This is a genomic window from Maritimimonas sp. 2304DJ26-3, from assembly GCF_056591635.1.
In genome coordinates this window covers 589,437-610,854 of sequence record NZ_JBWQOK010000003.1, presented here as the reverse complement: position 1 = coordinate 610,854, position 21,418 = coordinate 589,437, and the positions used below count along the sequence as shown (strand labels likewise).

The following is a 21,418-nucleotide window of genomic DNA, read 5'->3' as shown; positions in this document are numbered from 1 at the left end:
AAAATTCATTGCAAATATTTCAACAAAAATTCGTTATTAACAAATTTTACTAGAGGTATCGATCAAATTATAACATATTTTTTAAATAATACTATTAAATTTATAGGGTTAAAATTTATAATATAATAATTTAATGCAATTATACCTATCAAATATTAGGGGTTGACATTCAATAAGTTTATTTTTGAGAATATCATAAAAATGCAGTTTTTCGAAAAAAAATTAAAAGAGAAGGGTGAATATCAGTTAAAAATGAAAGATTATAATTTAGAAATAGAAGACAAATGAATCCCTTGAGCCATATTTAATAGAACATTTAGTTAACTAAAAACCTTATTAGGATGTGCTAAGTTATTTAAACTTTCAACTAACTCAGGCGATATCAATTCTATACCATAAATATATGACGCGTTCATCCATCCAAAACCTTCACGTGTAATATATTCGAAATCGGTTCCTACATTACCATATTCTGCAAACACTTTATGAGTAGCTTCTACAACGTTGTACTTTTCAGGAATTGTACCGTTATAATCAATTGCATTCTTAGTGATCATCCATAACCATCTATATATTAATTCATTAGCTTCGTTAATAAAACCATACGCTAATAGTCCTTTCCAAATCATCATTTGATGTGGAGCCCATCCATTCGGATAATCCCATTGGCGGGCAGGTCTATCTTTTGAAATTGGACCTCTCGCCTCTTCGGTACAACCGGCAATACCGCCTAAGCAAAGAAGCTTTGGAAGTATGCTCTCAACTAATTTTTCGGCCTGTTCTTGCGTTGGAATTCCGGCCCAGAGCGGCACTAGCGAGGTAGCGGCAATAAATGGAATTTGACTTTCTTCATCAATGTCATAATCATAGAAACAACGGTCATTATCGTTCCATAAATATTGATTCATTAACTGCTTTCTTTTATCAGCTTTTTTAAACCAATAACTGGGGGTATATTCTTTCCCGTTACAAGTAAATGAATCTTTAAAATAAGTTCTTATGAGAAATTCAAAATCTGTTTCATATTTAAATAGAAAAGTATTCAGTTCTACACAATTTAAATAGGCACATCGTCCTTCAAGTCGATATGAGGTATCATGCCCATTTTCTCGTACACTTCGATCGTGAACAAAGTATTCATCTAATGCCACATTTTTAACTGTACGATTATAGTAGGAATGCTCATATTCATTGATTGATATACCTGCTTCTTCAGCATGGGCTTTCAAAATAGAATCATAATGACCTTCTTCAACTTCTGGCGGCAAACCAATACCTTCAGCCAAATAGCGATTTAAGCCATTTTTGGTTAAACGTTTCCCTTCTACCATCCAAACAGTTTCATATTCTTTAATGGCCGTTTTAAGATGTGATGACAGCCAATTGAGATCAGCACCTTGAACTTCAGCTTCATAAATTTCTCTGATCAAAGAGCTATAAAATGGTGGCTGCGTGCGTGTTAAATAATAAGTACGATTTGCATTCAATATCTTACCATAATGCTCAATTTCATATTGAAAATTATCAGTCATCGCTTTTGCTAAATGCTTTTTAGGCCCGAGTAACAATCCTATTGATTCGAAATAACTATCCCATCCGTACATTTCGTTAAAACGTCCTCCTGGAACTACAAAAGGAACACCATTTAACTTTCCATTATTTTCTTCTAATTTAAGTGATAGAATTCCAGGTTTATCGTTAATACTTGAGACGTGTTCCGGTGAACAATAGTTCGGAAGTTGAATGACTTCAAGAATTGAAAACTTATCCCTTAAACCATTATAGTATTCTAAGGCCTTGGCATCTTTAAATGGCACATAAATTCTTTGAATTGAGTCGCTCGACTTTTCATCAGCCAATACTTTCTCTAAACCCTTTTCATCAATCGTTCTTGTAAGACCATCCCAATAATAGTTCTCAATCATTCGTTTAAAACGCATAACAGGCGCCTCTAAAATGAGGTTTAAATCTATTGTCGTTCTTTCATCTTCTTTTGCAAGAACAAGCTCTTGTAATAAATTTGATAAATGGTAAGTTCCTTCTATTTTAAGTTGTTTATCAGTAGATATATCGTTTAATAAAAATGATTTTGGTCCTATATCTTCCGATGTAATTTTCTTATCACCATCTGTATCCTCTTGTTCTAAAAGAAGTTGAAGTGTCTGCTCAACATTTATATTAAAAATGTTCATTAAATCTGAATTTCTTTTTTTGATAATTTATCAATTAGTAAAACAAAAATAATGAGCAATACCATCGGAATTAGTAAAAAATAAAAAGCATTTGCTCCACCAATACTTTCAAATAATTCTCCAACAATTCTAGAACCAATAGTTCCTCCTAGAGCAGAAAAAATAATGATAAGCCCCGACATAGGTGAGTGCAAATTTTTAGGTAATGAACTTAAAACCGTCGAGTTTAATAAAGGGTAAATGGGCGCGATAAATAATCCTATTAACGGCAAGATGAATCCTAGTGACGGTACGTCACTCAAAGATGAGATTTCGTCTAACGAATTGACGTCTGCTTTTAATTGTGGAAGGACACTAAGCAAAATAGCACCAGAAATAATGACGCAAATAATTACTAAATAAACCCAAGAAATTTTCTTTGTCAGATAACCTGCTAAAAATCGACCGAGTGCCAATGAAAGCGCAAAAATGAATGCCATTTGAACACTTAATGTGTCTGAAAACATAAAAATCTTTTCATTAAATCTTGGAAGCCACGTCATAATACCTTGTTCAATCATTACAAAAAGGAAGGCGGAAACTAAAAAAACCAACACCAATGGAATAATGATAAGTTTTAAAGAAAACATAATATCCTCCTTAAAATTAGAACCGGTGACTTCTACTTCATAATCAGCTTTTGAAAATAATAGAAAAATAAAAGAAGCAGTGATTAAAACTAATAATACATAATAGACATTAAGCCAAGAATTAGGATCGTCTGAGTAAAATGCAGGAAATAAAAAATAGGCAATTGCAATACCGACCATAAAAAAACCTTCTACAGAACTCATTAATGACGAGTGCTCTTTTTTTGAATCTGTAATAATCCCTATTAAAGAATATACCGATAACTTAATTAAAGCAAAACTAACACCGATTGACAAAAATAAAACCTTTGTATGAAAGAAAGAATTACCAAAAACCATATATAGACACCCAACAAATACAATTGCAAGCCCAGTAAGCATAGCCTTTTTGTATCCAAACCTAGGCAGAAAGGAAGCGATGATAAAAGAGACGATTGCAATAGGTAGATCTTTATAAGCCTCAAGAACTGATGCTTGCGATTCACTTACACCATAAACATTGATTGATTTGGCAATTACGATACCAACACTGTTCAACAAAATAGCGAATACAAAATAATTGATATAAATTGAAGCTTTAATGCCAAGGTTTTTCATCTGTATGGTATTTGGTTAGTAGATTCATAAGGCTTATTAAAAACCTTTACTCTCTTATTGAGTAAAAATAGGGTTTACAAGATGAATTTGCAATTATGTGCATCTTAACCAAGAATATACACCGATTTCGTGTTGAGAAATATCTTGGGATTATAGTTTAAATAGCGCTAAATTTAATTTTTCTTTACTTGTTTAGAATATATTTTTAAAATTGAGCTTATAAAAAATGATTAATGTAGTTTGTTTTGGTGAAGTGTTATGGGATGTTTTTCCTAATCATAAAAAAATTGGTGGCGCGCCGTTAAATGCAGCATTAAGAGTAAATTCCTTTGGTATAAAGTCTTCAATAATAAGCAGGATTGGAGATGATGTTAATGGAAAGAATCTTATAAAATATCTTTGCAAGAACGGATTAGATATAAATAATATACAAATAGATAAGCAATACGAAACTGGTGTTGTAAATGTCATTCTTAATAATAAAGGTTCGGCATCTTATGAAATAAAGTATCCTACTGCCTGGGATAAAATCGAAATTACTCAAGAAGCAATTAAAGTAGTTCAACAATCTGATGCTTTTATTTTTGGAAGTTTGGTCTGTAGAGATTTGGTATCAAATAAAACGTTATTAGGATTACTAGAATATGCCAAGTATAAAATATTTGATGTTAACCTTAGACCACCTCATTATACCCAAGACTTGTTGCTCGAACTTATGTTGAAAGCAGACTTTATAAAGTGTAATGATGAAGAATTAGTTGAACTATGCAACAATTTAGGTAAAGCCTCATCCGATATTAAAGAAATGATTAAATGGTTAGCAGCCAAAACCAAAACCCAACAATTTTGCGTTACGTTAGGTAAAGATGGAGCTATTTTACTTATAGATGATGTTTTTTACAGAAATAAAGGTTACTTTGTTGAGGTAATTGACACAGTTGGAGCAGGTGACTCATTTCTTGGAGCCCTTATAACAAAGCTCATAAGTAAAGTTCAGCCTGAAGAGGCATTAAATTACGCTTGTGTAATGGGTTCTTTGGTTGCTTCCAAAGAAGGAGCTAACCCTAAAATCAATCCAAAAGAAGTTATGGAAATTATTAATCATTCTGGTAATTAAAAAACTTGGCTTTCGAAAAGGTTTTCGTAGCAAACTTATTAACACGAAAACGGTTTCGTCTATTATAAGAAAGTTAATTAATAGTTAATTTTTTGTAGCTTCATTACCTGAAACTTAAGAATTTAAGTAAAACAGTTAAAGTAAAATTAACTTCACGTTAATTGCAAACAGCTGATTTTAAGTTTTTTACAAACATAAATAATCTTAAATTCAAAAATTAACTAATTTAAATAATTATGAAAGTTAAATTACGTATGCATTTGCTAGCATTTTTATGCTTTGTCTTATGTTCTAGTGCATTAATTGCACAACAAACTGTAACCGGTACGGTTACAGGTGAAGACGGACCTCTGCCAGGGGTTAGCGTTATTATTAAAGGTACCTCTCAAGGTACTGAAACTGATTTTGATGGAAATTATACTATAAGTAATGTTCCATCAGACGCTACCTTGGTTTTTAGTTTTATAGGTTATCAATCTAAAGAAGAGATTGTAAGTGGTAGAACCGAAATTAACGTAGTTCTTACAGTTGATGCTCAAGCACTAGATGAAGTAGTTGTTGTTGGTTATGGTACTGCAGTCAAAAAAGAAATTACAACGGCAGTTACCAGTATTGGTACCGAAGATTTTAATCAAGGTGTTATCTCTGAGCCTACTCAATTACTTCAAGGTAAAGTAGCTGGACTTAGTGTTTATAACAAAGGTGGTGACCCAAATTCAAGCGGAACAATTCGTTTAAGGGGTCTTTCTACCGTTGGTGGTAATACAGAACCACTTGTTGTAATCGATGGTGTTTTAGGGCAATCGCTCGATAATGTTGACCCAAGTGATGTTGAAAATATTACGGTATTAAAAGATGGGTCTGCTGCGGCTATTTATGGTACTAGAGGTTCTAGTGGTGTAATTTTAGTTACAACTAAATCCGGTAAATCGGGACAACCTTTCTCAGTAAACTATAATGGTCAGTTTTCTGCAGCTTCAATAGCAAATGAAATAGACATTATGAATAGGGATGAGTTTCTAGCCGTAGGAGGAACCGATCTAGGTAGTAGTACAGATTGGAGAGACGAAGTTACGCGAACTGCATTTACGCAAGTTCATAATATAGCTGCCGTAGGAGGAGGTGATGGAGGAGCTAATTATCGTGTATCTCTTAACTATAGAGACACCGAAGGTATATTAATAAACTCGGGTTTTGAACAAGTAAATGTTAGAGCTAAGCTATCAGGTAAAATATTAAATGATAAATTAAAGGTTGATTTTAATGCAGCATTAACACAGCGTGATAGTGATTTTGGTTTTAATGAAGCTTTAAGATATGCTGTTTTATATAATCCAACTGCACCTGTATTTGGAGTTGATGCGCCATTTGACTTTAACTCACAACAATTTGGCGGGTATTTCGAAACTTTAGGATTATTCGATAGTTTTAATCCGGTTTCAATTGCAGAACAAAGTAAAAACCTTGGATCACGTAGTATTCTAAATTATAGTATAGATTTGAGATATAACTTCACTGATGAGTTATCGGCTAATTTGAGCCTTGGACAACAGAATGAAAAGAATGCTGATAGAGAATATTATCCTACAACCACATTTTTTAGAGGTAATGCATTGAGTCCTTTTAGGAAGGGATTAGCCAATTTTGAAGATAAGGAAAAAGAAAGTACAACATTTGAGTTATTCGGAACTTGGAATAAATCATTCAGTGACAATTTCACCTTAAAGTTCACTGCAGGTTATTCTTGGCAAGAAACAGATTTTAACGAAAAGTTTTTTGAAATAGGTGATTTTCCTCCTGGCGTAAATTTCGACTTTAGCGATGCAATAGAAGTGTCTCAAGATCTATTAGATGCTGGTCGTATTGTTGCGAATAGTGGTAGAAATGACGATGACAGAATTATTGCATTTTTTGCACGTGCTAATGCTACAATAAATGATGCTATTTATTTAAACGCATCTCTTAGACGTGAGGGTTCTAGTAGATTTGGTGCAGATGAACAATGGGGACTTTTCCCTGCCGCAGCTGTTGGTGTTGATCTAAACAAATATCTAGAGTTGGATAATTTCAATTTATTAAAGGTAAGATTGGGTTATGGTGTTACTGGCGCTATTCCACCTCAGGTCGGTTTATCTCAAACTACATTTAATATAAGTAATGGAGCAAATGGATTTGGCTCTGCCGCTACTGGTTTAGGAAGTCGAGCTCCAAACCCAGATTTAAGATGGGAAGAAAAAAGAGAACTTAATTTAGGTTTTGAAATTGCTACAGATCGTTTATCAGCAACATTAGATATTTATAATAGAGATATTGTTGATTTTATACAGGAGGTTAACGTAGATGCGGCTGTTTTTGGATTCCCAACTCAGTGGCAAAATGCTGGCGAATTAAATACAAAGGGTATTGAGTTAAGTTTAAATTACGATGTTGTTAAAAATGATAAGATAAATTATAATAGTGGAATTATATTTTCTACCTATTCTACTAAGTTAGAGAAAAATGTTGGTGGGGATAGAACAACTGCGAATTTAGGAGCTCCTGGACAAAATGATACACGCATGATCTTAGTAAGAGAAGGTGAAGAAGTTGGACAAATTTGGGGGCCAGTATTCTCTGGCGAGGTTGATGCCAATGGATCACCAATATTAGTAGACGTTAACGGAGATGGTAATTTGGTAACCGACCAAGGTAATGCTTTAGCAGAAGACGCTGATTTTGCAGTACTTGGTAAAGGTTTTCCTGATTTTGAAATTGGTTGGACAAATCAAGTTACCATTGGTAATTGGGATATCAATGCATTCTTTAGAGGAGCGTTTGGACATAGTTTGGTAAACGCATTCCGTGCATTTTATGAGCCTAGAATTGGTTCTCAATCTTCATATAACTTTATTAACACAAGTTTGGCAAGAGATGATATTCGAACAGCTCAATTTAGCTCTTATTATGTAGAAAAGGCAGATTTCTTTAAGTTAGATAACCTTTCTGTTGGTTATAAATTTGATCTTAACAATAGTTATATAAAAAATATAAGACTATCCTTAAGTGGTCAAAATCTGTTTACAATTACAGATTATACAGGCGCAGATCCTGAACCCGCATTACAAGATTTTGGGGATTCAGATAATGGTAGTAGACCAGATTTTGTTAATCCGAATGTGCTGGCTCCAGGTATTGATAGACGTTATAATTACTTTTCGTCTACAACATTTACGTTTGGTGTAAACATTAACTTTTAATTAAAAAACTCAATAAACATGAATCGTTTAGTAAAAATAACATTCTTTTTCAGTATGCTTACTTTGGCATATTCGTGTACTGATTTAGATGAAGTGTTAGAAGATGAATTTACAACTGAATTTTCAGATTCAGGAGTAACAGTATTAGATGGTGCCACTGATGGTGGAGTATTTCCATCAGGAGCTTTGGTACCTTCTTATAATAAATTAAGAGACGGATCTGCTGGCCATGGCAGTTATTACTCAGTACAAACTGTATCATCAGATGAAATGGCTATTGGCCAAAAAGGTGGTGACTGGTTTGATGGAGGTATTTGGTTACGTATGCATAGACATACTTTTGAATCTGCAAGTGGACCATTAGATGGAACTTGGAACAATGCTTATGGAGGCATTGGTGAGGTGAATTTAGCTTTAGGAGGTAGTTTATCAGCAAGTGAAATAGCACAGGCAAAGGTAATTAGAGCATTCCATTATTGGCGTCTATTAGATTTATTCGGTAGAGTAAAACTAGTTACTGAAAATGCTGCAGACCCTCCACAATCATCAAGAGTTGATGTCTTTAATTTTGTAGAAAGTGAACTACTCGATGCTTTGGGTATTGCAGCCGTAACCAACAGCATGGATTTATCTGGAAGTGATTTAGGCAATGCAGCTCAACCCTATGTAGTAAATAGATTTGCCGCTTTGGGGTTATTAGCAAAATTGTATTTAAATGCTGAAGTATATACAGGTACTGCTCATTATCAAGAGGCAGATTGGGCGGCTAGTTATATTATTGATAATGGCCCATATATGTTGAGTGATGCTAGTTATACAATAACTAATCTTGCTAAAAGACCAGATGTTGCTTCAGATCCAGTAGAACTTAGTGGTTATGCGGCTGTATTTGCGCCAAATAATCAGTTTAATCCAGAAATGATTTGGTCAATTTATTATGATGAAACTGGTGCGGGTGGCATGAACTTTTCACAAATGAATTTACATTATAGTTCTCAATTAACATTCGCTTTAGATGCTCAGCCTTGGAATGGATATCAAGTACTAGAAGAATTTTACAATAGTTATGATAATGCGGATGAGAGAAAAACAGCTAACTTTCTGGCTGGACCTCAAACCGATTTTACTGGAGGAGCTTTATTAGATTTTGCTGCCGATGACCCTGATTTAGTTGTTAATTATACACCTGCAATTAATGAATTAGAACCAAATTCATCAAGAGAAAGTGGTGCGCGTGCTAAAAAGTTTAGCTTTCAATTATTTGGTAGACCAGATATGAACAACGATTATCCGATAATTAGACTTGGTCAAGTTTATTTAATGAGAGCTGAGGCAAGAGCAAGAGCAGCGGGAAGTTGGGGTGCAGCTGCACCAGATGTAGATGTTATTCGAGCAAGAGCAGGATTAACTCCAATTACTGTTACTGAAGATAGTTTCTTTGATGAACTTGGTAGAGAAATGTTCCAAGAATCTAGCCGTAGAACAGACCGAATTAGGTTTGGTAAATGGGGTGATTCTTGGTGGGAAAAAACGAATAATGATTCTTTTAGAACAGTTTTCCCAATACCTCAGAATCAAATTGATGCTTCAGGTGGTAGTTTAACTCAGAATACAGGATATTAATTTGAATTAAGTATTATATTACTAGAAGGGTTATTCTTTTGAATAGCCCTTCTTTTATTGTTAGCAGAAATATTATAAAACTACTACCAATTACTAGTTTAAATTTATAACATAAATGGATACTGTTTTTTGTTGAATTTTATGAAATTATTTCAAAGAATTATATATAAAATTATATACATTAGACATCATAAAATTTATCTTTAGAGATAAGAAATAAATGAAGAATTTATTTTACATACTATTAATTTCATTGTTGTTTTCATGTAACAATAATTCTTATAAAAACAATCCTTTATTTGAATTAAAAAAAACTTCAACAGGTATTAATTTTGAGAATAACTTGGTGTACGACGAGGCATTTAACCCTTATGTTTATCGTAATTTCTATAATGGTGGTGGTGTAGCCATTGGAGATATAAATAACGATGGTTTTGATGATATCTACTTTACTGGGAACATGGTAGACAATAAGTTATACTTAAACAAAGGAAACTGGAAATTTGAAGATATAACTATTAAGGCTGGTGTATCATGTTCAGATATTTGGTCTACAGGAGCAACTTTTGTCGACATAAATGCAGACGGATTTCTTGATTTATATGTTTGTAAATCAGGGAAACCTGGTGGTAATAATCGTCATAATGAGCTTTTTATCAACAATGGAGATCTTACTTTTACAGAATCCTCGAAGCAATATGGTTTAGATGTAACTGGATTATCTGTACAAGCAGCTTTTTTTGATTATGATAAAGATGGCGATTTAGATGCATATATCTTGAATAATTCAATTAAGTCAATTGGAAATTTTGATTTGGCTAAAGACCAACGAGAAATCCCAGATGAGACAGGTAGTGGTAATAAGTTTTTTAGAAACGATAATGGAAAATTTACAGATATTACCCAAGAAGCTGGTATTTATTCGAGTAAAATTGGATTTGGCTTAGGTATTACCTTAGGAGATTTTAATAATGATGATTGGACAGATATTTTTGTTTCAAATGATTTTTTTGAAAAAGATTACCTATATATAAATAATACTAATAAAGGTTTTAATGAAGAGTTAGAAGATCGACTAGAATCTATTTCTATGGGAGCTATGGGCGCAGATTTTGCTGACTTAGACAATGATTTAAATAGCGATCTCTTTGTTACAGAAATGTTACCTAGATCTTTAAAAAGACAAAAAACGAAAACCATTTTTGAGTCTTGGGATAAACAACAAGTCGCTAAGCGTCAAGGTTACTTTAATCAATATTCTCGAAATACTCTACAAAGAAATTTAGGCAATGATACGTTTTTAGAACTCGGTAGGCAGGCGAAAGTTGCTGCTACCGAATGGAGTTGGAGCGCACTTATATTTGATATGAATAACGACGGGCTAAAAGATATTTTTGTAAGCAATGGTATTTATAAAGATTTACTAGACAGAGACTATTTAACCTATGAAGCTAATGCGGAAACCATAAGAAATAGAATAAATAGTAATGAAAAAGAAGTTCTTAAAAAATTAATTGATGCTATGCCATCAAAAGCTTTATCCAATGCAACTTTCTTCAATAAAGGGGAATTTACATTTGAAGAAGTAAGTAATAATTGGGGGTTAGATACACCGAGTTTTAGTAATGGTAGCGTATATACCGATTTAGATAATGATGGTGACTTAGATTTAATTGTTAACAATGTTAACATGCCATCGTTTATTTATGAAAATAAAACTGACACCTTGTCTAATCGAAGTATAACCATAAAACTATCTCAAAAGAACAATAATCCAAATGCCTTAGGCACAAAAGTGATTATTAAATATGGAAAAAGCAAAAAAAGTTATAGTGAAAACTATACATCAAAAGGGTTTCAAAGTTCTACTTCTTCTAAAATTCATTTTGGTGTTGGTAAAGCCAAATTAATAGATTCTATTTGGATAAAATGGCCAGATGGTATATCTTCTGTTTACACAAATTTTGCAACAAATAAACTTCATGCCATAAAATATCCTTCGGTAGATAATAAAATTTTCAACACAGGAAATAAAAAAACAAAGGTTGAATTTAAAAGGCTTCATAACATTGCAAAGTATACTCATAAGGAAAATAAATATATCGACTTCAATAATGAACGCTTACTTCCTCAAATGTTTAGCAATGAAGGGCCAGCATTAGCTTGTGCCGACGTTAATCAGGACGGGATAAACGATTTTTTTATTGGAGGTGCAAAAAATCAAGCTGGAAGATTATATTTATCCTCACCATCAGGGTACTCTGAAATTAAGGAACCTTTTAGAAAAGATAGTGGTTCTGAAGATACAAATGCATTATTTTTTGATGGTGATAATGATGGTGACCTAGATTTGTATATTGGTCATGGTGGTAAGGCATTTTCTCCTCATTCAATATTACTTAATGATAGTTACTATATTAACGAAAACAATAATTTTGTTAAATCTGAACAAGCGTTTAAATTTCCACACCCCATAAGTACATCGGTAATTACTGAATCTGACTTTGATAAAGACGGAGATCTTGATCTTTTTATAGGCGAACGCTATAAAACAAATTTATATGGCCAACCAAGTTCAGGTTATCTGTTAAAAAATAATGGCAAAGGAATTTTTAAAGTAATACAACCTATGGAACTCAAGAATATAGGAATGATTACAGATGCATCTTGGATAGACATAAATAAAGATGGAAAGCAAGACCTTATTATTTCAGGAGAATGGATGCCTATTAAACTTTTTATAAATAACGGAACATCCTTTACTGATAAGAGCATTGAATATGGACTTGGTAAAACTTCTGGGCTTTGGTCTACCATTGAATTAGTAGATGTTGATAATGATGGAGACAAAGATATTGTGGCTGGAAATTTAGGGCTAAATAATTTTTTTAACTCAAACATGAGGATGTATATTTCTGATTTTGACAGCAATGGGTTTAGTGAACAAATCATTTGCAAAGAAATTGGCAATAAATATTATCCAATTGTTGACAAAGATGAATTAATATCGCAGATACCAGCTTTAAAAAAGAAACTGTTATATTATAAAGATTATGCAAATGCAGATATTGAATCTATATTTTCAAAAGAAATTATAGATATGGCTTTTTTTCTTGATTTAAATATGCTAGAAAGTACAATCTTTTACAATAATCAAAAAAGGTTTATCGCAGAAAAATTACCTAATGAAATTCAATATTCCCCTGTTTATACAATTAGTTATTCAGATATTGATAAGGACGGTAATTTAGATTTATTCTTTGGTGGTAATCAATACATGGTGAAACCACAGTTTGGAAGATATGATGCTTCAAAAGGGTGGGTATTAATGAATCTTGCTGACAGAGTTAAGTCAAAAATTTATCCTTTAAAAATAAAAGGACAAATAAGAGAATTAAAGTGGCTAAATAATAAAACTTTAATAGTGGCAAAGAACAATGATGATTTGGGTTTTTATGAATATCAAAATTAGTTTTAAAGCTTTCGTATTTTTTGCAATTATCTTTACAACCATTAGTTGTACAAGATCAAGATATGCAGAATTAGTTAAAAAAGAAATGAGTAAAAATGAAATCAACGATTCTCTTTTTTTCGGAATGAAGTTCGGGCATACTAGACAACAATTTTATGATCTCTGCTGGAAATTAAATAAAAATAAAATTATTAAAGAAGGACCAGAAAATAATTTTGTGGAATATCATCTTCCAAATAAAGATAATAATAATGTAACAAAAAAAATTACAATGCTATTCTATGGCATTTTTAATGATGAAAAAATAATGACTGGGGTAGATATGAAGTTCTATTATGACGCATGGTCTCTATGGAATAAACAATTACATTCTGATAAATTAGTACCTATAATAAAAGATTCTATAATGGCATGGTATCCAGGCAATAATTTCATTCATGTTACTCTAAAAAAAAGCAAAAAAGACATTTTTGTTAAAATTGATGGAAATCGTAGAATAATTATTGAACCTCTAGAAAATAACCGAGAATTAAATGCAAGAATTGATGATTTAAGGTTTAATAAAAACCTAAATTAAAAGTTTGGTAATATGAATTATAGAAATCTAATTGTAGTTTTATTAATAATACTCTGTGTATCATGTAAGAAGGAAGAAACTCGAAATGAAGTTTTTCAATTATTAGATAAGTCACAAACAGGTATTGATTTTTTAAACACATTAACCTATTCAGATGAATTTAATGTATACAAATACAGAAACTTCTATAATGGTGGTGGTGTAGCTATAGGCGATATAAATAATGACAATCTTCCAGATGTTTATTTCACTGCGAATCAGCAGAAAAATAAATTATATTTAAATAAAGGCAACTTCAATTTTGAAGATATTACCAAACAATCGAAAACTGCAGGTACAAAACCTTGGTCTACAGGTGTAACTATGGTTGATATTAACGCAGATGGTTATTTAGATATATATGTTTGTAATTCAGGTGATATCAATGGCGAGAATAAGCATAATGAATTATTTATTAATAATAAAGACCTCACCTTTTCAGAAAGAGCAGCAGAATATAATTTAGACGACAAAGGATTTTCTACACATGCTTCTTTTTTCGATTATGATAAAGATGGGGATCTAGATGTTTATATTTTGAATAATTCATATCAAGCTATTGGAAGTTTTGATTTAAGAAGAAATGAGCGGCCAAAACGAGATGCATTAGGAGGTGATAAACTAATGGAGAATGTTAATGGAAAGTATGTCGACGTCAGTGAGAAAGCAGGCATTTATGGTAGTGTTGTTGGTTTTGGTTTAGGTGTAACTGTGGGTGATGTGAACAATGATGGTTGGGAGGACATTTATATTTCTAACGATTTTTTTGAGAGAGATTATCTCTATATTAATAATCAGGACGGTACTTTTTCTGAACAATTAGAAAGTCAAATTACAGCTACAAGTGGAGCTTCAATGGGCGCAGACATGGCTGATATAAACAATGATGGCTATAATGATATTTTTGTGACTGATATGCTTCCATCTGAATATGAGCGTCTAAAAACGGTTACTACTTTTGAAGATTGGAACAAATATCAATTAAAGGTTACAAACGGGTACCATCATCAGTTTACACGAAATACGTTTCAATTAAATAATCAAAATAATTCTTTTAGTGAAATTGGAAGAATGAGTGGTGTTGATGCCTCAGATTGGAGTTGGGGTGCCCTTCTTTTCGATATGGATAATGACGGATATAAAGACTTATACATTGCCAATGGCATATATAAAGACCTGACGGATCAAGATTATTTACAATACATTTCTAATGAAGAAGTAATCAAATCGATTGTTGCTAACGATAAAGTTGACTATAAACGTCTTATTGATATTATTCCTTCTAGAAAAATAGAAAATCATGCCTATAAAAATCTTGGGAATTTAAAATTTGACAAATACGCCAAATCAGGTTTATGGACCGAAAGTTTTTCCAATGGAGCAGCATACGGCGACCTGGATAACGATGGTGACCTCGACATAATAGTCAATAACCTAAATATGGAGTCATTCGTTTATAAGAATACAACTAATGATACCGGAAATTCAAATTATCTTAAGGTAATTCTTAGTGGTGAAGGAAAAAACACCTTTGCAGTTGGGGCAACAATAGAAGTTCAACAAACCAATATACTTATTGAAAATCAGCCAGTTCGAGGATTTCAGTCGAGCATGGACCCTAGGATTAATATTGGTCTACCCACTGATGAACCGGTAACAATTAAGATTTTATGGCCATCTAAAAAACAAACAATTTTAAAAAATATTGAAGTAAACAAAACTATTTTTTTGAGCGAAAGTGATGGAATAGAGATTGATGAAAATATCGAAAAACCAAAATCAAATATTTTTGAAAAGAGCAATTCTGGTATTAGCTATAAGCACAATGAAAATATATTTGTTGATTTTCACAGAGATAGGTTATTAAATCATATGTGTAGTACAGAAGGTCCTACCATGTCAATGGCAGACATCAATAATGATGGTTTTAAAGATCTCTTTATTGGAGGCGCGAAAGGTGTTTCAGCAGAATTATTACTTGGTAGTTCAATGGGCTATACACATTCAGAGAAAGTTGACTTTGAAAAGAATAAAAATTCTGAAGATGTGGCAAGTCTATTTTTTGATGCTGATGGTGACGGTGATTTAGATCTTTACGTATGTAGTGGCGGGGTTGAATATTCGCAATATGCCGTTGAGTTTTTAGACAGATTATATTTAAATGAAGGTAATGGTAATTTTAAATTATCTGATCAAAAATTACCCTCTAAAAATTCATACCACAGTTCTTCTATTGTAAGTGCATCCGACATAGATAATGACGGTGATTTAGACCTTTTTGTAGGAGAGCGTACCATTCCTTTGAAATATGGAGTTCCTGGATCAGGCTTTATATTAGAAAATGATGGTGAAGGTAATTTTACTGAGATAACCGAAACAAGTGCTAAAGATTTAAAAAATTTAGGAATGATAACAGATGCAACGTTTCATGACCTTGATAATGATGGCGATGAAGATCTTATAGTTATTGGCGAATTCATGGGAGTTGAATTATTTATAAACGAAAACGGAATATTTAATAAAAAGGAAGATAGCTCCTTGTCGAATTTAAAAGGATGGTGGAATACCATTCATAAATCTGATATTGATGGTGATGGTGACCTAGATTTTATTTTGGGCAACCATGGTTTAAATAGCCGATTTAAGGCTTCAAAAGAGCAGCCCATAACTTTATATACAAATGATTTCGACAAGAACGGATTTATTGACCCGATACTAACGTTTAAGGCAGAGGATGGAAAAGATTATCCTTACGCTCTACGCCATAATCTGATAGATCAAATAAAATCATTAAAAAAGAAGTTTCCAGATTATAAGTCGTTCAAAAACGCCGATATTATATCTATGTTTGGTTCAGATCAATTAAGCGAAGCAAAAAAATTGCAGGTAACAACTTTGTCCTCAATTATTTTAGTTAATAACGGTGATTTAAATTTTGACATCATAGACCTGCCTAGTGAAGCTCAATTCACTCCAATTTATGCTATTGCAACAGATGATTTTGATCAAGATGGTGATCAAGATATCATATTAGGTGGTAACCTTTATAATGTAAAACCCGAAGTGGGTAGATACGATGCCAGCTATGGCGTATACTTGGAAAATTTAGGACAATTAAAATTCGAAAATCACAAAGATGGAAACGGTTTTTCCATAAAAGGTGAAATCAGAGATATTATACTATCTGATAAAAAGGTAATAGTAGCTAGAAATAGAGACTCAATCTTAACTTTTAACTACTAGCGATGTCAAGAACTTATTTTAGTTTATTCTTTTTAATATTCGTAAGTGCATGTGCTCTTTCATGCTCAAAAAATACGGTAAAAAAATCTGTTGAGAAAGCTTCGATTTATTTTGAGCAGCTACCTGCTGATAGTACTGGTATTCATTTTTCAAATGACCTGTTTTATAAAGATGACCTGAACATAATCGAATTTCTCTACTACTATAACGGAGGAGGAGTTGCATTGGGAGACATCAATAATGATGGGTTAGATGATATTTATTTTACATCAAATCAGACAAGTGATAAACTCTATTTAAATCTTGGTAATTTAAAGTTCAGAGATATTACTGAAGAAGCCGGTATTTCGGTAGATTCAACATGGTCAACAGGCGTGACTATGGAAGATGTTAATAATGATGGTTTGTTAGATATTTATGTTTCCAAGGTAGGTAATTATAAATCGTTGAAAACAACAAATAGACTTTATATAAATAACGGCAATTCTACTTTTATAGAGTCGGCTAAATCATATGGTTTGGATTTTTCAGGGTTTTCAACACAATCTGCGTTTCTAGATTATGATAACGACGGTGACCTAGACATGTATTTATTAAATCATGCCGTTCACACCCCTAGAAGTTATGGTGATATTAGGCGACGTAAGACAAAAGATTCTCTTTCAGGAGATAGATTTTATGAAAACAAATTAAATGAAGGAATTAGCAAATTTGAAGATGTCACAGAATCTTCAGGATTATATAGTAGTGCTTTAGGGTATGGCTTGGCAGTAATTAGTACAGATATTAATAGCGATGGTCTTATGGATCTTTATATAGGTAATGACTTTCATGAGAATGACTATCTCTTTATTAATCAAGGTAACAAGTCATTTAAAGAATCGATAGCAGAATACATAGATCATACTACAAGATTTACAATGGGTATTGATGTTGCTGACCTTAATAATGATTCAAAACCAGATATTTTCACCTTAGACATGATGCCTTTCGATCATGAGATCTTGTTAAAGTCGGGAGGTGAAGATTCTGACAAGGTAAGCCAGATAAAGAAGAATTTTGGTTTTGAAATGCAGTATGCTCGGAACACATTACAAATACAAAGAGATGATAGGTCATTTGCAGAACTGGCGCTAATAACCGACACCTATGCAACTGACTGGAGTTGGTCGACTTTAATACAAGATTTTGACAATGATGGTTACAATGATATTTACGTTACAAACGGTATTTATAAACGGCCAAATGATCTTAACTATATTAACTTCTTGAGCAATACCAATTTTGCCAAATATGACCAAACAAAACAAAACGAACTTGAGAAAAAGTTGATAGACGAAATGCCAACTATAAATTTGTCTAATATTGTTTTTAAAAACAATAAAGATCTTAGTTTTGACAGGTTGACTGAAAGCGCAGGTCAGCTACCCTCCTATTCTAATGGAGCTGCCTATAGTGACCTTGATAATGATGGTGATCTTGATTTAGTGGTCAATACAATAAATCAAAAAGCGCTAATTCTTAGAAATGACAGTGATCAATCATTAAAAAACGTTCATGTGAGCATTCTGTTAAAAGGAGATTCACTCACACCAAATACACATGGGTCGAAAGTATTTCTATATGCCAATGATAATACATATTATAGAGAATTAATTACCACCAAGGGTTTTCAATCAAGCTCAACAAGAAAACTACATATAGGTTTAGGCTCGGCAGTCAACATTGATTCGCTAAAAATATTGTGGTTAGACGGAACAGAACAGATTGAGACTCAAATTACCGTAAATAATTTAAACATTATTGAAAAAAAGTCTTCGGTCAAAGAATCAATAAAAAATCGTTTTAATGCCAGAGAACATCAATTATTTCCATTTGTTCATATTGAAAATAATTATTTAGATTATGACAACGAGCCATTAATACCTGAAAAAATTTCTACAGAAGGTCCATCCTCAGTGGTGGCCGACTTTAATAATGATGGTCTTGACGATATATTTATAGGCAATGCTAGATATCAATCTCCTGTTTTATATATACAAGAGAAAAATGGTCTGTACAGTAAAAATAAAAAAGGAGACTATATTAAAGATATCATTTATGAAGATATTGATATTGAAGTGTTTGATATTGAGAATGACGGAGATCTCGATTTATATGTAATGAGTGGTGGTGGTGACAAAGTCGAAAATGACCCTCAACTAGAAGATCGCATTTATATTAATGATGGAAACGGTTACTTTACAAGGCTTAAAAAAACATTGATAAAAACTAATGGAGGAAGTGTTACTTCGGGTGATTTAGATGGTGATGGTTACGATGATCTATTTATAGGTAATCGCTCAATACCAGGCGGATATGGTTTATCTCCATTTAGTTATATCCTTAAAAACAACAAAAATAGAGAATTTGCCCTACTTAGTAAAATTAGATTAGGTATGATTACCGATAGTAAATGGGCCGATCTTAATGGCGATGGAATGTTAGACTTGATTATTGTTGGAGATTGGATGTCAATAACTGTCTTAATTAACAAAGGGGATCTAAAATTTGAGAATCAAACAAAAATCTATGGTTTAGAAAATACTTCTGGCATGTGGAATACTGTATTGGTTGATGATATCAATAAAGATGGCAAACCTGATATTGTTGCCGGTAATTCTGGGTTAAATTTTAAATGGAAGGCATCAAAAGAAAAACCGATTAAACTTTATTTAGATGATTTCGATAATAATCAAAAGGTCGACCCTATTATTTTTCACAATTTTTATGACGACTATATTCCATTTGCTTCAAAAGATAATCTTGCCAGTCAAATACCGTCGCTAAAAAAGAAGTTTTTAAGTTATTCGGAGTTTTCGAAGGTCAAGACGATTCAAGATTTGGTAGGTGTTTCTGAAGCAGAAATTTTGGAATCTAAAAACATTTCGGAGTTACGTTCAATGGTATATTTCAATACAGATAGTACATTTGTGGGTAAACCATTACCTTTTGAAGCACAGCAGAGCTCTATAGAAGATTTGATTATTCAAACAAATGAGCATAAAGAGAAAAAGATTCTTTACGTTGGAAACTTCAAAGGTTATATTAATGAATTGGGGCAAAGTACCGCCAATTCTGGTGGGGTGTTAAAAATAAAAGGTAATGATATTCTACATGAGAGTTATATGAATATTCCTTCGAATTTAGAAGCTAGAAGAATTGTTAAACTCGCAAAAAATAAGTTTCTGATACTTGCAAATAATGATAAATCCTATATTTTTGAAATTAATTAATGATAAGAAAGAAAGTCTTATGAAGTTACGAATTCCATTAGTTATCTTAGTCCTGATTTTACTTGGTATAAGTTGTAAAAAGAGTGAAGAGTACAAATCAACACTTAACGACCCAGAATTATTTCATTCCGCCGTTAAGAAATTAACCGATGTTATCGTTTACGATATATTTTCTCCACCAGTAGCCTCTAGAGTATACATGTATCCTAATATCGCTGCATATTCGGTAATGCAACAGGCAAAATCCGATAAATATAATAGTCTTGTTGGTCAGCTATCTGGTTTAAATGCTATCCCCCAACCTGATTCTGAAGATATAAATTTTCAACTTGCAGCTTTTTATGCACATACCATAGTTGGAAAGCAGCTTATTTTTTCAGAAGATAGAATCACTAAATTTCAGAATTCAACCATTGAAGTCTTGAAGAAAGAAGGGCTTCCTACCAAGGTACTTGATGCTTCTCGCATGTATGGAGAGAAGGTTGCACAGCATATTTTAAAATGGGCTAAAACAGATTTATATGACCAAACAAGGACCTATCCGAAATATACTATTCAACAAGAAGATAAATTTTGGAAGCCGACTCCGCCCGATTATATGGATGGAATCGAGCCTCATTGGAATAAGATCAGAACCGTTGTTTTAGATTCTGCGAATCAGTTCCCTCCTGTCCCACCTGTTGAATTTAATCTTAAGAAAGGAAGTGAATTTCAAAAACAGTTAATGGAAGTTTATGAGGAAGGAAGAGGCAAAAATAAAGAAAGTAAAGAAATTGCGAGTTTTTGGGATTGTAATCCATATGTCTCTCATCATAAAGGACATGCCATGTTCGCCACAAAAAAAATCACACCTGGTGGTCATTGGATAGGAATCACTGCCATAGCTGCACGACAGGCAAAAAGTGATTTTGAAGCCACCATTAACGCCTACACTAACGTTTCTATCGCCCTATTTGATGCTTTTATTAGTTGTTGGGATGAAAAATGGCGCAGTCTCGTTGTACGCCCTGAAACACTAATTAATCAACATTTAGATGAAGAATGGGTTCCTTTATTACAAACACCTCCATTTCCTGAATACACAAGCGGGCACTCTGTAATCTCACGTGCTGCAGCGGTTACCTTAACAGATTTATACGGTGACAATTTTCATTTTAACGATACTACCGAATTAGAATATGGCTTACCAATGAGAAGTTTTAAGTCATTTAAACATGCCTCTGAAGAAGCTGCAATTTCAAGACTTTATGGAGGAATTCATTACAGGATGGCCATCGATGAAGGTGTAACACAAGGTCAAAAAGTAGGTGATTTTATCTCAAATGAATTACAGACGGCTAAGAACTAATTCGTTTTAAAAAATTATGTTTAATAGTCTAAGGTACCTTTTGAATAAAAATTCCTACTTTTAAAAAAAC

10 protein-coding genes are annotated in these 21,418 nt (G+C 32.6%); 8 read left to right on the top strand and 2 right to left on the bottom strand.

Going from position 1 to position 21,418, the window contains the following annotated elements:
• Window positions 1-320 precede the first annotated feature (320 nt).
• On the bottom strand, window positions 321-2,192 hold the full coding sequence (locus tag AC1EUV_RS11420) for a trehalase family glycosidase (RefSeq protein WP_480198841.1): 1,872 nt from the start codon (window positions 2,190-2,192) through the stop codon (window positions 321-323).
• Window positions 2,192-3,418 carry an MFS transporter gene (locus AC1EUV_RS11415; RefSeq protein ID WP_480198840.1) on the bottom strand — a complete coding sequence of 409 codons (1,227 nt, stop codon included), beginning with the start codon at window positions 3,416-3,418 and terminating at the stop codon, window positions 2,192-2,194. The genes AC1EUV_RS11420 and AC1EUV_RS11415 overlap by 1 nt, the downstream gene beginning before the upstream one ends.
• 226 nt (window positions 3,419-3,644) lie before the next feature.
• On the opposite strand from AC1EUV_RS11415, the gene AC1EUV_RS11410 reads away from it, so the two are divergent.
• The 8 genes from AC1EUV_RS11410 (at window position 3,645) to AC1EUV_RS11375 (ending at window position 21,348) form a co-directional block, all read left to right on the top strand.
• Window positions 3,645-4,535: a carbohydrate kinase family protein gene (locus AC1EUV_RS11410; RefSeq protein ID WP_480198839.1), complete on the top strand. Its 891-nt coding sequence runs from the start codon at window positions 3,645-3,647 to the stop codon at window positions 4,533-4,535.
• A gap of 236 nt (window positions 4,536-4,771) precedes the next feature.
• Window positions 4,772-7,771 (top strand): SusC/RagA family TonB-linked outer membrane protein, encoded by a 3,000-nt coding sequence (locus AC1EUV_RS11405; RefSeq protein WP_480198838.1) that lies wholly within the window; start codon window positions 4,772-4,774, stop codon window positions 7,769-7,771.
• An 18-nt stretch (window positions 7,772-7,789) separates the two neighbouring features.
• Complete coding sequence (locus AC1EUV_RS11400; RefSeq protein ID WP_480198837.1) at window positions 7,790-9,394, top strand: RagB/SusD family nutrient uptake outer membrane protein; 1,605 nt, start codon at window positions 7,790-7,792, stop codon at window positions 9,392-9,394.
• A 220-nt stretch (window positions 9,395-9,614) separates the two neighbouring features.
• A complete protein-coding gene (locus AC1EUV_RS11395; RefSeq protein WP_480198836.1) occupies window positions 9,615-12,866 on the top strand; it encodes a VCBS repeat-containing protein in 3,252 nt (1,083 codons plus the stop codon).
• Window positions 12,850-13,443: a hypothetical protein gene (locus AC1EUV_RS11390; protein WP_480198835.1), complete on the top strand. Its 594-nt coding sequence runs from the start codon at window positions 12,850-12,852 to the stop codon at window positions 13,441-13,443. Before AC1EUV_RS11395 ends, AC1EUV_RS11390 begins: the two co-directional genes overlap by 17 nt.
• Window positions 13,444-13,455: 12 nt before the next feature.
• Window positions 13,456-16,725: a VCBS repeat-containing protein gene (locus tag AC1EUV_RS11385; protein WP_480198834.1), complete on the top strand. Its 3,270-nt coding sequence runs from the start codon at window positions 13,456-13,458 to the stop codon at window positions 16,723-16,725.
• Window positions 16,726-16,727: 2 nt separating this feature from the next.
• Window positions 16,728-20,000: a VCBS repeat-containing protein gene (locus AC1EUV_RS11380; protein ID WP_480198833.1), complete on the top strand. Its 3,273-nt coding sequence runs from the start codon at window positions 16,728-16,730 to the stop codon at window positions 19,998-20,000.
• Window positions 19,987-21,348, top strand: a complete 1,362-nt coding sequence (locus AC1EUV_RS11375) for a vanadium-dependent haloperoxidase (RefSeq protein WP_480198832.1) — start codon at window positions 19,987-19,989, stop codon at window positions 21,346-21,348. The genes AC1EUV_RS11380 and AC1EUV_RS11375 overlap by 14 nt, the downstream gene beginning before the upstream one ends.
• The last annotated feature ends 70 nt before the right edge of the window (window positions 21,349-21,418 follow it).

Excerpts from the sequence above, each read along its gene's own strand:
- AC1EUV_RS11420 (WP_480198841.1), bottom strand. The coding sequence starts at position 2,192 with ATGAACATTTTTAATATAAATGTTGAGCAGACACTTCAACTTCTTTTA.
- AC1EUV_RS11415 (WP_480198840.1), bottom strand. The coding sequence starts at position 3,418 with ATGAAAAACCTTGGCATTAAAGCTTCAATTTATATCAATTATTTTGTA.
- AC1EUV_RS11410 (WP_480198839.1), top strand. The coding sequence starts at position 3,645 with ATGATTAATGTAGTTTGTTTTGGTGAAGTGTTATGGGATGTTTTTCCT.
- AC1EUV_RS11405 (WP_480198838.1), top strand. The coding sequence starts at position 4,772 with ATGAAAGTTAAATTACGTATGCATTTGCTAGCATTTTTATGCTTTGTC.
- AC1EUV_RS11400 (WP_480198837.1), top strand. The coding sequence starts at position 7,790 with ATGAATCGTTTAGTAAAAATAACATTCTTTTTCAGTATGCTTACTTTG.
- AC1EUV_RS11395 (WP_480198836.1), top strand. The coding sequence starts at position 9,615 with ATGAAGAATTTATTTTACATACTATTAATTTCATTGTTGTTTTCATGT.
- AC1EUV_RS11390 (WP_480198835.1), top strand. The coding sequence starts at position 12,850 with ATGAATATCAAAATTAGTTTTAAAGCTTTCGTATTTTTTGCAATTATC.
- AC1EUV_RS11385 (WP_480198834.1), top strand. The coding sequence starts at position 13,456 with ATGAATTATAGAAATCTAATTGTAGTTTTATTAATAATACTCTGTGTA.
- AC1EUV_RS11380 (WP_480198833.1), top strand. The coding sequence starts at position 16,728 with ATGTCAAGAACTTATTTTAGTTTATTCTTTTTAATATTCGTAAGTGCA.